This window comes from Duganella sp. AC917, from assembly GCF_979258245.1.
Window position 1 is genome coordinate 5599194 of sequence record NZ_OZ409848.1, and the last position, 14789, is coordinate 5613982.

7 protein-coding genes are annotated in these 14789 nt (G+C 59.5%); 4 read left to right on the forward strand and 3 right to left on the reverse strand.

The features are described from left to right. The first annotated feature begins 145 nt into the window (after positions 1–145). From rpoB to ACZ0BA_RS24575, 3 genes are all read left to right on the forward strand, one after another. Positions 146–4252, forward strand: coding sequence for a DNA-directed RNA polymerase subunit beta (gene rpoB / locus ACZ0BA_RS24565; RefSeq protein WP_463453757.1), 4107 nt, complete (start codon positions 146–148; stop codon positions 4250–4252). Positions 4253–4366: 114 nt separating this feature from the next. Next, a complete protein-coding gene (gene rpoC, locus ACZ0BA_RS24570; protein WP_090325692.1) occupies positions 4367–8599 on the forward strand; it encodes a DNA-directed RNA polymerase subunit beta' in 4233 nt (1410 codons plus the stop codon). Between the two features lie 345 nt (positions 8600–8944). Then, positions 8945–9550, forward strand: coding sequence for an ArsR family transcriptional regulator (locus ACZ0BA_RS24575; protein ID WP_463453758.1), 606 nt, complete (start codon positions 8945–8947; stop codon positions 9548–9550). Here the strand turns inward: ACZ0BA_RS24575 and ACZ0BA_RS24580 are convergent, their stop codons facing one another. Next, positions 9551–10978, reverse strand: coding sequence for a sensor histidine kinase (locus tag ACZ0BA_RS24580; RefSeq protein WP_463453759.1), 1428 nt, complete (start codon positions 10976–10978; stop codon positions 9551–9553). A gap of 185 nt (positions 10979–11163) precedes the next feature. On the opposite strand from ACZ0BA_RS24580, the gene ACZ0BA_RS24585 reads away from it, so the two are divergent. Continuing rightward, the gene (locus tag ACZ0BA_RS24585; protein WP_463453760.1) at positions 11164–11622 is read left to right on the forward strand and encodes an acyl-CoA thioesterase; all 459 of its coding nucleotides are present in this window, start codon (positions 11164–11166) and stop codon (positions 11620–11622) included. A 79-nt stretch (positions 11623–11701) separates the two neighbouring features. Here the strand turns inward: ACZ0BA_RS24585 and ACZ0BA_RS24590 are convergent, their stop codons facing one another. Together ACZ0BA_RS24590 and ACZ0BA_RS24595 are read right to left on the reverse strand one after the other, a co-directional pair. After that, positions 11702–13507 carry a DUF885 domain-containing protein gene (locus ACZ0BA_RS24590; RefSeq protein WP_463453761.1) on the reverse strand — a complete coding sequence of 602 codons (1806 nt, stop codon included), beginning with the start codon at positions 13505–13507 and terminating at the stop codon, positions 11702–11704. An 89-nt stretch (positions 13508–13596) separates the two neighbouring features. Continuing rightward, a complete protein-coding gene (locus tag ACZ0BA_RS24595) occupies positions 13597–14781 on the reverse strand; it encodes an HPP family protein (RefSeq protein WP_463453762.1) in 1185 nt (394 codons plus the stop codon). Between the last annotated feature and the right edge of the window lie 8 nt (positions 14782–14789).

Genomic DNA, 14789 nt, shown 5'->3' on the forward strand with positions numbered 1-14789 from the left:
TGGAAATGGTAGAGATTTCAGGTTTCGTCTGTGTGACATGCAGCCGAGATTGTTGCTGAAGTGGCTGTGGGGCGGTTGATGCTGACCGGTTCGCGCACTGGCAAAACCTGAATTTTTTATCCTTTCTGTCACTCACGGAGTGTCCATGCACTACTCATTTACTGAGAAGAAACGCATTCGCAAATCATTCGCGAAGCGCGCCAACGTTCACCACGTTCCGTTCCTGCTGGCTACCCAGCTCGAGTCCTACCATAGTTTCCTGCAGGAAGACGTCGCACCGTCGACCCGCAAGAACGACGGCCTGCAGTCGGCCTTTACCTCGATATTCCCTATCGTTTCGCACAATGGCTTTGCGCGTCTCGAGTTCCTGTCGTACGTCCTGGGCGATCCTGCCTTTGACGTCAAGGAATGCCAACTGCGTGGCCTGACGTTCGCGTCGCCATTGCGCGCCAAGGTACGTCTGGTGATCCTGGACAAGGAATCGCCGACCAAGCCGGTCGTCAAAGAGATGAAGGAACAGGAAGTCTACATGGGCGAACTGCCTTTGATGACGACCACCGGTTCGTTCGTCATCAATGGTACCGAGCGCGTCATCGTTTCGCAGCTGCATCGCTCCCCTGGCGTGTTCTTCGAGCACGACCGCGGCAAGACCCACTCGTCGGGCAAACTGCTGTTCTCCGCGCGTATCATTCCTTACCGCGGTTCATGGCTGGACTTCGAGTTCGACCCGAAAGACATCCTGTTCTTCCGCGTCGATCGTCGCCGCAAAATGCCGGTCACGATCCTGCTGAAGGCGATCGGCATGTCGCACGAGCAAATCCTGGCGAACTTCTTCGTCTTCGACAATTTCAACTTGCGCTCGGAAGGCGCGGAGATGGAATTCGTTGCCGAGCGTCTGCGTGGCGAAGTCGCGCGTTTCGACATCGTCAACAAAGAAGGCAAGACCTTGGTGCTGAAGGACAAGCGCATCAACGCCAAGCACGTGCGCGACATCGAATCGAACGGCATCAAGCATATTTCCGTGCCGGAAGACTACCTGCTGGGCCGCGTGCTGGCCAAGAACATCGTTGATCCGGAGACCGGCGAAGTCGTCGCGTCCGCCAACGATGAGCTGACCGAAGACGTCCTGGGCCGCCTGCGCGAAGCCAACATCAGCGAAATCCAGACCTTGTACACCAACGATCTGGACCAGGGCGCGTACATTTCGCAAACCCTGCGCATCGACGACACCGCCGACCAGATGGCCGCCCGCGTCGCGATCTACCGCATGATGCGTCCTGGCGAACCGCCAACGGAAGACTCCGTCGAAGCGCTGTTCAACGGCCTGTTCTACAGCGCCGACCGCTACGACCTGTCCGCCGTCGGCCGCATGAAGTTCAACCGCCGCATCGGCCGTGACGAACTGACCGGCGCCATGACGCTGTCGAACGAAGACGTGCTGGCCGTGATCAAGATCCTGGTGGAACTGCGCAATGGCCGCGGCGAAGTCGACGATATCGATCACCTGGGTAACCGTCGCGTACGTTGCGTCGGCGAACTGGCCGAAAACCAGTTCCGCGCCGGCCTGGTGCGCGTCGAGCGCGCCGTCAAGGAACGCCTCGGCCAAGCCGAAGCGGACAACCTGATGCCGCACGACCTGATCAACAGCAAGCCGATCTCGGCCGCGATCCGTGAATTCTTCGGTTCGTCGCAGCTGTCGCAGTTTATGGACCAGACCAACCCGCTGTCGGAAATCACGCACAAACGTCGTGTATCCGCCCTGGGACCTGGCGGTCTGACCCGCGAACGTGCTGGTTTCGAGGTGCGCGACGTGCACCCGACCCACTACGGCCGCGTGTGCCCGATCGAAACGCCTGAAGGCCCGAACATCGGTCTGATCAACTCGCTGGCGCTGTACGCCCGCCTGAACGAATACGGCTTCCTGGAAACCCCGTACCGCAAGGTCGAAGGCTCCAAGATCACCGACCAGATCGATTACCTGTCGGCAATCGAAGAAGGCCGCTACATCATCGCTCAGGCGAACGCGACCATCAGCAGCGAAGGCACGCTCAGCGATGAGCTGGTCTCGGCCCGTGAAGCCGGCGAAACCATTCTGGTCTCGCCAGAGCGCATCCAGTACATGGACGTGGCGCCTGGCCAGATCGTTTCCGTCGCCGCGTCGCTGATTCCGTTCCTCGAACACGATGATGCGAACCGCGCATTGATGGGTGCCAACATGCAGCGCCAGGCAGTTCCTTGCCTGCGCCCTGAAAAAGCACTGGTCGGTACCGGTATCGAACGCACCGTGGCAGTCGACTCGGGCACCACCGTGCAGGCTCTGCGCGGCGGTATCGTCGACTACATCGATGCGGGCCGTGTCGTGATTCGCGTGAACGATGACGAAGCAACCGCCGGCGAAGTCGGTGTCGACATCTACAACCTGATCAAGTACACCCGTTCGAACCAGAACACCAACATCAACCAGCGTCCTATCGTCAAGGTGGGCGACCGTGTTGCCAAGCGCGACGTGATCGCCGACGGCGCATCGACCGACCTGGGTGAATTGGCGCTGGGCCAGAACATGACCGTGGCCTTCATGCCATGGAATGGTCTGAACTTCGAAGATTCGATCCTGATCTCGGAAAACGTCGTTAAAGACGACCGTTACACGTCGATTCACATCGAAGAACTGAGCGTTGTTGCTCGCGATACCAAACTGGGCGCGGAAGAAATCACCCGCGACATCTCGAACCTGGCTGAGAACCAGCTGGCTCGTCTGGATGAGTCCGGTATCGTCTACATCGGCGCCGAAGTACAAGCCGGCGACACGCTGGTCGGTAAAGTGACGCCTAAAGGCGAAACCCAGCTGACCCCGGAAGAAAAGCTGCTGCGCGCAATCTTCGGCGAGAAGGCTTCGGACGTCAAAGACACCTCGCTGCGCGTGCCTTCGGGCATGATCGGCACCGTCATCGACGTGCAAGTGTTCACCCGTGAAGGCATCGTTCGCGACAAGCGCGCGCAACAGATCATCGACGATGAACTGAAGCGTTTCCGCCTGGACCTGAACGACCAGATGCGCATCGTGGAGGGCGACGCCTTCCAGCGTCTGGAAAAAATGCTGATCAACCAGGTCGTCAACGGCGGTCCGAAGAAGCTGGCCAAGGGCGCCAAGATCACCAAGGAATACCTGGACGATCTGGACCGTTACCACTGGTTCGACATCCGTCCGGCCGACGACGCCGCCGCCACCGCCCTCGAAGCGATCAAGGAATCGATCAACGAGAAGCGTCACCAGTTCGATCTGGCCTTCGAAGAGAAGCGCAAGAAGCTGACGCAAGGCGATGAGCTGCAACCTGGCGTGCAGAAGATGGTCAAGGTGTATCTGGCCGTTAAGCGCCGCCTGCAGTCGGGCGACAAGATGGCGGGTCGCCACGGTAACAAGGGTGTGGTTTCCCGTATCGTGCCGGTCGAAGACATGCCATACATGGCCGACGGTACGCCGGCGGACGTGGTGCTGAACCCGCTGGGTGTTCCTTCGCGTATGAACGTGGGTCAGATTCTCGAGACCCACCTTGGTTGGGCGGCAAAAGGCCTGGGTATCCGTATCGGCGAGATGCTGCAACAGCAGATCAAAGTCGAAGAGATGCGCAAGTTCCTGACCACCGTCTACAACGAGAACGGCCGTCCGGAAGATCTGGACCAGTTCGACGACGAAGAGATCATGAAGCTGGCGAACAACCTGAAGAAGGGTGTTCCGTTCGCTACGCCGGTGTTCGACGGCGCGCACGAATCGGAAATCCGCCGCATGCTGGATCTGGCGTACCCTGACGACATCGCCCAGAAATTGGGTATGACGCCGTCGAAGAACCAGGTCACGATGTACGACGGCCGCACCGGCGAAGCATTCGAGCGCAAGGTCACCGTTGGCGTGATGCACATGCTGAAACTGCACCACTTGGTCGATGACAAGATGCACGCGCGTTCGACCGGTCCATACTCGCTGGTAACGCAGCAGCCACTGGGCGGTAAAGCCCAGTTCGGCGGCCAGCGCTTCGGTGAGATGGAGGTGTGGGCACTGGAAGCGTACGGCGCATCGTACGTGCTGCAAGAAATGTTGACCGTGAAGTCCGATGACGTCAACGGCCGTACCAAAGTGTACGAAAACCTGGTCAAAGGCGACCACGTGATCGACGCCGGTATGCCTGAATCGTTCAACGTGCTGGTCAAGGAAATCCGTTCGCTGGGTATCGATATCGACCTCGAACGAAACTAAAAGACTGCTGAATTAGCTAGTCATTTGGTTTGAGAAGCACAAAGCCCGGCGGGGCAACCCGGCCGGGCGATGTAGTCTCAGGAATTAGAAGTTTAATCACCTCTGGAGTGATACATGAAAGCACTGCTCGATCTATTCAAGCAAGTACAGACGAACGAGACCTTTGACGCGATCAAGATCGGTCTCGCTTCGCCTGAAAAAATCCGTTCGTGGTCCTACGGCGAAGTTAAAAAGCCGGAAACCATCAACTATCGTACCTTCAAACCTGAGCGCGACGGCCTGTTCTGCGCCAAGATCTTTGGTCCTATCAAGGACTACGAATGCCTGTGCGGCAAGTACAAGCGCCTCAAGCACCGCGGTGTGATCTGCGAAAAGTGCGGCGTTGAAGTCACCCTGGCCAAAGTGCGCCGCGAGCGCATGGGCCACATCGAGCTGGCGTCGCCAACCGCGCACATCTGGTTCCTGAAGTCCTTGCCGTCGCGTCTGGGTATGGTCCTGGACATGACCCTGCGGGACATCGAACGCGTGCTGTACTTCGAAGCATACGTCGTGACCGATCCAGGCATGACCCCGCTGAAGAAGTGCCAGATCATGTCGGAAGACGACTACGCCGCCAAGTACGAAGAGTACGGCGACGACTTCACCGCCTTCATGGGCGCCGAAGGTATCCGTGAACTGCTGCGCTCGATCGACATCCACCGCGATGCCGAGACCCTGCGCGTGGAACTGAAGGAATCGAAGTCCGAAGCGAAGATCAAGAAATACGCCAAGCGTCTGAAAGTGCTGGAAGCGTTCCAGCGTTCGGGCATCAAGCCTGAGTGGATGATCATGGAAGTGCTGCCGGTGCTGCCGCCGGAACTGCGTCCGCTGGTCCCGCTGGACGGCGGCCGTTTCGCGACCTCGGATCTGAACGATCTGTATCGCCGCGTGATCAACCGTAACAACCGTCTGAAGCGTCTGATGGAGCTGCGTGCTCCAGAGATCATCACGCGCAACGAAAAGCGCATGCTGCAAGAAGCGGTCGACTCGCTGCTGGACAACGGCCGTCGCGGCAAAGCGATGACCGGCGCCAACAAGCGTCCGCTGAAATCGCTGGCTGAGATGATCAAAGGTAAGGGCGGTCGTTTCCGTCAGAACTTGCTGGGTAAGCGCGTCGACTACTCGGGCCGTTCGGTCATCGTGGTTGGTCCACAGCTGAAACTGCACCAGTGCGGTCTGCCGAAACTGATGGCGCTCGAGCTGTTCAAGCCGTTCATCTTCAACAAGCTGGAACTGATGGGCTTGGCTACGACGATCAAGGCCGCCAAGAAGCTGGTCGAGATTCAAGAGCCGGTCGTCTGGGACATCCTGGAAGACGTGATCCGCGAACACCCGATCATGCTGAACCGTGCGCCCACGCTGCACCGTCTGGGTATCCAGGCTTTCGAGCCGGTCCTGATTGAAGGCAAGGCCATCCAGCTGCACCCACTCGTCTGCGCGGCGTTCAACGCCGACTTCGACGGTGACCAGATGGCTGTGCACGTTCCGCTGTCGATCGAAGCGCAGATGGAAGCGCGTACCCTGATGCTGGCGTCGAACAACATCCTGTTCCCGTCGAACGGCGAACCGTCGATCGTTCCGTCGCAGGATATCGTGCTGGGTCTGTACTACGCGACCCGCGAAGCGATCAACGCGAAAAACGAAGGCATGCTGTTCCAGGACGTGTCGGAAGTCATTCGTGCCTACGACAACAAGGAAGTGGAACTGACGACCCGCATCACCGTGCGTATCGTCGAGAATCCAAAAGATCCAGTGACCGGCGAATTCGTCCGCACCGTGACTCGCTACGAGACCACGATCGGCCGCGCCATCCTGTCGGAAATCCTGCCGAAAGGCCTGCCTTTCTCGGTGCTGAACCGCGCGCTGAAAAAGAAAGAGATTTCCAAGCTGATCAACACCTCGTTCCGTAAGTGCGGCCTGCGCGCGACGGTCGTGTTTGCTGACCAACTGATGCAGTCGGGCTTCCGCCTGGCAACCCGCGCCGGTATTTCGATCTGCGTGGACGACATGCTGGTACCGCCACAAAAAGTCACCCTGATTTCGGCTGCGGAATCCGAAGTCAAACAGATCGAGCAGCAGTACGCCTCGGGTCTGGTGACCTCCGGCGAGCGTTACAACAAGGTCGTCGACATCTGGGGCAAAACCTCGGACGAAGTCGGCAAGGCCATGATGGACCAGCTGAAAGTGGAAGACGTCATCAAGCGTGACGGCACCAAGTCGACCCAGGAATCGTTCAACGCGATTTACATGATGGCCGACTCGGGCGCCCGCGGTTCGGCTGCGCAGATTCGCCAGCTGGCCGGTATGCGTGGTCTGATGGCGAAACCGGATGGTTCGATTATCGAAACGCCGATCACCGCGAACTTCCGCGAAGGTCTGAACGTTTTGCAGTACTTCATTTCGACCCACGGCGCTCGTAAAGGTCTGGCCGATACGGCGCTGAAAACCGCGAACTCGGGTTACCTGACCCGTCGTCTGGTCGACGTGACCCAGGATCTGGTCGTCATCGAAGATGATTGCGGCACGACCAATGGCACCTTGATGAAGGCAATGGTCGAGGGTGGTGAAGTCATCGAAGCGCTGCGCGACCGTATCCTCGGCCGCGTGGTGGTCAACGACGTCGTCAATCCGGAAACCCAGGCGACCTTGTACGAAGCCGGCACCCTGATGGACGAGGACATGGTTGAAGAGATCGAGCGTTTGTCGATCGATGAAGTCAAGGTCCGTACCCCGCTGACTTGCGACACGCGCTTCGGCCTGTGCGCCAAGTGCTATGGCCGCGATCTGGGCCGTGGCATGCTGGTCAACGCCGGCGAAGCTGTCGGTGTGGTTGCCGCGCAGTCGATCGGTGAACCAGGTACCCAGCTGACTATGCGTACGTTCCACATCGGTGGTGCGGCATCGCGTGCGGCGGTTGCCTCGTCGGTGGAGGCGAAGTCGAACGGTACCATCCGTTTCACCTCGACCATGCGTTACGTCACCAACGGCAAGGGCGCGCAAATCGTCATTTCCCGTTCGGGCGAAGTGCTGATCACCGACGACCACGGCCGTGAGCGCGAGCGTCACAAGGTGCCGTACGGCGCGACCCTGATCGTCAAGGACGGCATGGTAATCAAGGCCGGTACGGCCCTGGCGACATGGGATCCGCTGACCCGTCCGATCATCACCGAGTACGCCGGTGTGGTGCGTTTCGAGAACGTCGAAGAAGGCGTGACCGTTGCCCGTCAGGTGGACGAAGTGACCGGTCTGTCGACTTTGGTCGTGATCGATGCGAAACGTCGTGGTTCGTTGACCAAAACGCTGCGTCCACAGGTCAAACTGTTGAACGACTCGAACGAAGAAGTCAAGATCGCCGGCACCGAACACTCGGTGGCGATCGGCTTCCAGGTCGGCGCGCTGATCATGGTGAAAGACGGCCAGGCGGTATCGGTCGGCGAAGTGCTGGCACGTATCCCGACCGAATCGCAGAAGACCCGCGATATTACCGGTGGTCTGCCGCGCGTTGCCGAGCTGTTCGAAGCACGTTCGCCGAAGGACGCGGGTATGCTGGCCGAAGTGACCGGTACGGTTGCATTCGGTAAGGAAACCAAAGGTAAGCAGCGTCTGGAAATCACGGACATGGACGGCAACAAGCACGAGTTCTTGATTACCAAGGACAAGCAAGTGCTGGTGCACGACGGCCAGGTGGTGAACAAGGGCGAGATGATTGTCGACGGCCCTGCCGATCCACAAGATATTCTGCGTCTGCTGGGTATCGAAGCGCTGGCGCGTTATATCGTTGACGAAGTGCAGGACGTTTATCGTCTGCAGGGCGTTAAGATTAACGACAAGCACATTGAAGTCATTGTGCGTCAGATGCTGCGTCGCGTTCAGATCGTTAATGCCGGCGACACCAACTACATCGTTGGCGAGCAGGTTGAGCGTTCGGAACTGCTGGATGAAAACGACCGTATGAATGTGGAGAATAAGATCCCTGCAACCTACGAAAACGTTCTGCTGGGTATTACCAAGGCATCGTTGTCGACCGATTCGTTTATCTCGGCCGCATCGTTCCAGGAAACCACCCGCGTTCTGACGGAAGCCGCAATCATGGGCAAGCGCGATGGTCTGCGCGGTCTGAAAGAAAACGTCATCGTTGGTCGTCTGATTCCAGGCGGTACGGGTCTGGCATTCCACCGCGCTCGCAAAGAGAAAGAGCAGTGGGAAGTAGAAGAGCGTCAAGCTCTGCTACTGGCAGAAAAAGCCTCGATGTCCGGCGGCGATGTGGAAGCGACCGAAACGGTTGCCCCGCATGACGGCGAAGCGTAATAGACACATAGCGCAATATAAAACGGCACCTTCGGGTGCCGTTTTTTTATGTCCGGTTTATTTATCTCAAGCCATAAATAATATTCTTCAGAAACTTATAAACAGTTTCAATTCGGTTTAATCGCGGCGCCAAATAAAGTCGCCGGTGCGCCATCGGTCGCATTACCCGTCATGCCCCGGATAGGCGTTGGGCGGATTAGGCGGCACGCCGTAATCCGCCAAGCTCTGCCGACAAGCCAACCGCGCCGCGCGCCCCCGGTCCCTGCGGTATAGTGCCGGTAGAATTGGTGGACCTGACGGAGGAGTTGCGCCAGCAATTAGTTCGTTCATGCTAATATCTGGCTCATGATCGCTCAAGCCCTCTTCACTCCCGCCCAGCAGAAACTGCTGGGCTTGCTCTTTGTACGTGTCAATCAAGGTTTCCACCTCAACGAGATCATGCGCCTGACCGGATTGGGCAGCGCCTCGGCCCAGCGCGAGCTCAAACGCCTGCACGAGTCCGGCGTCATCACATCGGAACGCATCGGCAATGTGCGCCGCTTCAAGCCCAACAAGGATTGCATCGTCTTCGGCGAATTAAGCAGCCTGGTCAAGAAGACCTTTGGCCTGGTTAGCGTATTGAATTCAGCTTTGGCGCCGCTGCAGCACGTATTGAACGTGGCGTTTGTATATGGCGCCACCGCCAAGGAACAGGAGGGCATGGATACGCCCGTGGAGTTATTGTTGATTGGAGATAACACCAGCTACGGTGAATTATTATCCAGGCTGCCGGTCGCCGAACGGTTATTGCGCAGAAAGATCAATCCCAACCTGTATTCGATCCCGGATTTTAAGCGTCGCTTGCGCGAGCAGCAGCCTTTTATCTTGCAGGTTTTACGGGAACAGAAGATCTACGTGTTGGGCGATGAAAGCGATCTGGAAAAGATCAGCACCGAAGAGAATGCCGTTTAATTAACCGGTTGTGGTATTCCATGATCTGGTCATTGGCGCAGACGTCGTCGCCGGCTTATGCGGAAACGATAAAGAAAATCGCGTATAGCGTCCCGCCTGGGATTCACAATGGATTTGTCCGCCAAACGCGGTGATCACCCGGTGGCAAAACGCCAGCCCCATGCCGGTGCCGCCGCCATTATGCCGGGTGCTGTAAAACGGTTCGAAAACATGCGGTAGTACGTCGTCGGGAATTCCCACACCGGTATCCGTCACCAGCAGCTTGTTAACCCCGCCGGTCATAAAGAATTCAATTTCCAGTTCGCCATGCCCGGCCGACTTGATCGCGTGAAGCGCGTTCTTGAACAAGTTGTACAACACATAGACCAGTAACACGTCCGAACCGTAAAAGGTGAAATCGTGCTCACCTTTGACGGCCACCTTTTCGCGCATCGTGCTTTCGAACGGATAGCAGGCCAGCGCTTCATTCACGCATTTCTTGATCGAGTAGACGGCGAAGTCGCTGCGGTCGAGCATGCCGGCGCGGGCCGAGGCCAGCATCATGTCGACGACGAAATTTGAACGGCTGATCTCGGCGTCGATGTGCTGCGTCAGCTTGCTGAGATAGGCGAGTTGCGAAGCCTGCAACGTTGGCTCCATTAGATTGTGTTCGACTGCGCGGTGGTAGCCGGCCAGCAGCTCGGGCAGGCATTTCGCCAGCGCCCGCGATTGGCTGCGGATGGTCGCCAGCGGGGTACGCATTTCATGCGCGATGGTGGCGGCCACTTCCATCGGGTCGGCGAGCAGGTTGTGGCGCACCATCGCCTGGGCGATCAGTCCGAGGCTGGCGGCGACGAACAGCATGCCCGGCGGATAAAATTGGACGCCGTAGTTGCACAGATAGTCGACCGAGGCGAAAAAGTAAATGAACAGGCTGACCAGACAATAGCGCAAACGGGTTTTCTCGGTCGAAACCGCCAACACCTGGCGGCGGTACAGCAGCCACAGGCCACGGCCCACGACGACGCCGGTCTGCAGTAAATGCAGCGGATGGAGGAAACCGGCCTTGGGATAAAAGCCGAAGAAATAAGTGTAGAGCCCCGCCACGATCCAGTCGCTACTCAGCAGAACCACGCCCAGCAGCCCGGCGATGACATACGACAGCTCGACCCAGCGCCGGTCCCCGCGCTGGGCGGTGAGTTCCGCGATGAAGTGGTACAAGGTGGTCGGCAGGAACAGGATCAACAAATAGCCGAGCTTGGCCGCCGCCAGCGCCTCGTCCGGGTCGCGGAGTTGGAACAACACCGCCCAGGAGAACTGCCAGCAAAACGTGGTGGTGCAGAGCAGGAAGAACGTCAGACTGATGCGGCTCACGCCGCGCGACCGCACCACGTATATCCCGTAGGAAAGGAATAGCAGCGAGACGAGGGCGGGTAGTAGAGAGTGCATGTGCGCGCTTAGCTTTGGCAATAGTCGCAGTATTGCGCGGGACACCCTAACTTGCTTGTATTTCAGAAAGACACTTGCGTTATATCAAACAAGCCGCATTCCATCCCGCATTAAGTGGAATTGCCCGCATCGAGCGGGCGACGCCACCGGCCGCCCGGCCGGGGTCACACTTATAGGGGGTTACCATGTTACTGCAAGCTACCGAAGTTGAAATCGCCGAAATCACCGCTGCCATCGCTGCCAACGCCAAGCAAACCTTCACGCACACACTGACGATTTATCTGAAGGATTCCAACGCCTACGGCAACACCTACTTTGCGCGGTATTTCGAGTGGCAGGGCATTTGTCGCGAGAAGTGGTTCTACGATTGCATCGCCCGCGACATGTTGCAAAACGAGGGAGTGTTCATCACCAAGCACGCAGAGCAGGACTATCTGCGGGAGACGTTCCCGTTCCAGGAGGTTCATTGCGAGATGAACGTCTACGACGTGAAGAAGTGCTCGTTTTGGCTGGAGTTTCGCTTCTTTTCAGGAGGAACGCCGGTATCGGTCGGACGCCAGCACATCGTCTTCGCCAACCATGCCAAGCAAATTACGGCCTTGCCCGATTTGGTGATCAAACGCATTAAACGCTACGAGAAGTAAAGCAGCAAGACGGGTCGGCCGGCGTTGCGTCGGCCGACCCGTGCATGGGTTATCGCGGGTGGTCGCGGGTTGTCCCTTTTTATCGCTGCGACGCGATCCAGCGGTCGACTTTCTCCTCGAGCAGCGCCAGCGGCACGGTGCCGTCGCCGAGCACGACCTCATGGAATTTCGGCAGGCTGAAGCGCTCGCCCAGCGCCTCTTCCGCGCGGTGGCGCAGTTCGACGATCTTGAGCGAACCGATCTTGTAGCCCAGCGCCTGACCCGGCCACGCCATGTAGCGCTCGGTCTCGGTCTTGGCGTAGTCGTCATAACCGAGCGTGTCCTGCATGTACTGGATGCTTTGCTCGCGGGTCCAGCCCTGCGCGTGCATGCCGGTGTCGACCACCAGTCTGGTGGCGCGCAGCAGCTCGTCGTTCAGGTGGCCGAAGTATTGCGCCGGATCGTCGAACAAGCCCATTTCCTTGCCCAGGGTTTCCGAATACAGCGCCCAGCCTTCGGTGAAGGCGTTGTTGCCGCCGTATTTACGGAAGTCGGGCAGGTTCAGTTCCTGCATCAGCGCGATGTGGAAGTGGTGGCCAGGCTTGCCCTCATGCAGGAACAAGGTGGTCATGCCGGTGCTGCCGTACTTGGTCGGATCGTTCACCACCGACCAGAACACGCCCGGGCGCGAACCGTCGCCGGCCGGCGCCGTGTAGTGGTCCGACGCGGTGGCGCGGCTCAGTTCGGGCTCCAGACGCAGGTCCAGCTTGGCCTTCGGCATCAGCGTGAACATCTGTGGCAGCTTGGTGTCGAGCACATCGTTCAGCTTGTGGAACACGGCCTGTACTTCTTCTTCCGTCTTGAATGGGCGGAACTTATCCTGCGCGGCAACCCACACCGGCAGCCCTTTGGCCGGGCCGGTGTAGCCGAGCTTGGGTCCGAGCACCGCGAATTGCTGCTGGATGCGTGCCACTTCGCGCAGGCCGATGGCGTGGATCGCGTCGGGCTTGAGCGTGGTGGTGGTGGCGTTCGCCACGCGCGCCTGGTACCAGGCGGCGCCGTCCGGCAACGCGCCCAGGCCGGTCGAGGTGCGGCAGGCCGGCAGGTACTCTTTTTCCAGGAAGGTCGCCAGCCTGGCGAGCGCCGGCATGATGTCGTCGCCGACGGCCTTGCGGTAGGCGGCCGTCAGGCGATGCTTGTCGGCGTCGCTGAAGCCGGCCGGCAGTTTCTTGATCGGCGTGTAGAAGATGTTGGCTTCCGGCGTGTCGCTGACCAGTTTCTTGAACTGCGGCAGCGCCGAGATCATGATGGCCTTCGGCTGCGTGATGCCTTTTTTGATGCCGTCGCGCATATTGGCAATGGCCTGGTCGATCCACGCGGGCATCTGTGAGATGCGGCTCAGGTAGGCGTCGTATTCCTTGACGGTGGCGATCGGCTGCGAGGCCTCGCCGCCTGCGTAGTTGGCCAGCACGACCGGTACGCTGTCCATCTGCGTGATCGGCAACAGGTGCTCGGGGAAGCGCTCCATGGCCAGCAGCCCGCGCAGCTCGTAGGCGAGGATGTCGTAGTTGATGCGGTCGTCGGCGTTCAGGTGCGCGCGCTTGATGGTTTTGAGGCGCTTGCTGAAATCGCGGTACATCTTGAACTGCAGCGCGCGCTTGCCGGGCGAGATGCTCAGCCCGAGCTGGTCGTCGTAGCGGTTGTCGCCGTTCTCGGTTGCGCCGATCGGCTCGTAGCGGGCGACGGCGTCGTAGTATTGGTCGGCAATGGCCAGCAGCGCCTGGTGCGCGGGCGTGGCGCTAACCCGTGGCACGGCGGTTTCCGGCGCGGCGGTGGCATGGCTGATTGGAATGAATACCAGCGCGAGCGCGGCCGCGACGCTGGCAAGACGGGATGCATGCTTCATGTTTTGTTTCCTGGTCAATGAGAACTCTGGCGGCGACTAGCATAAGGCATAGCGACGCCCGGCCACGAAACAAATTGTATCAAGCCGGATCAGGCCGCCGCTTCGGCAAACCGGCTCTCATACAGCGCCGCGACCAGGTCCGATTGCGTGATGATGCCGGCGAAGCGCTGCTCCTCATCCACCACGGGAATGTGGTGGAAGCCGGAGTCGGCCATCAGCGGCACCAGGTCGACGATCGGCGTGTCGAGCCGCGCCGTGGTCGGGTGGTGGGTCATGATCTGGCCGACCACCTCGGCCTTTTCGGTGTGCGTGACGCCGCTCTTGCGCAGGAAGCGTCGAAGTTGCCGGCGGATGTCGCCGTAATTATCCAGTCCGCCATGGTCGAGGAAATCGGTTTGCGTGACGATGCCGATCACCCTGCGCGCGCGGTTGAGCACCGGCAAGGCGGCCACGTGATGGCGCCGCATCAGCTGCCACGCCTCTTCCAGTTCGGTGCCAAATTCGGCACTGACGATGTCGCGCGACATGATGTCGGCGCAATTGATGATGCCGAAGCGGCGCTGGTAGGCGCGCTGCTCGGTCTGCATGAACAGCGATTCCAGATCGTCGCGGCTGATGTCGAGCACCTGGTCGTGTTGCTTGAGCACGGCGTCCAGATCCTCTGGTTTGAAGCCCAGCCGCACGGTCGGTACCGCGTCCTTGGTGCCATGCGGATTCGGATGGATAGCCTGCTGCGTGTGCGGATAGCGGCGACCGGTCAGGTTGTTGTAAATGATCGCCATGCCGGTCAGCAACGTGGTGTTGACCAGCACCGTCAGCAGTGCGAATTCGAAACCGGCCGCGTGCACGGCGGAACCGCCGATGACGGTGGTCAAGGCCACCGCGCCGCCGGGCGGATGCAGGCAGCGCATCGCGAACATGGCCGCAATCGCCGCGCCGACGGCCACGCCGCACAACATCGGCATCGGCAACCCCATGGGCGAACCCGGGCCCAGCCAGCGCACACAGGCCGCACCCACCAGTCCGCTGACGACGTTGCCGCCGATGGCGGACCAGGGTTGGGCCAGGGGGCTGGCTGGCAGCGCGAACAGCAGCACGGCCGAGGCCCCCACCGGCGCGACCATGAAGATGGTGGCGCTGCTGGGTTCGAGCAGGAAGTGGCTGAGGACGGCGGTGACGAGCAGGCCGCACAGGGCGCCGATGGCGGCACGCAGCTGTTCGGCGCCGCTGGCGGTGGTAGGGCTGGGCAGCCAGCGGTCCAGGAAAGCGCGCATGGGGCTTA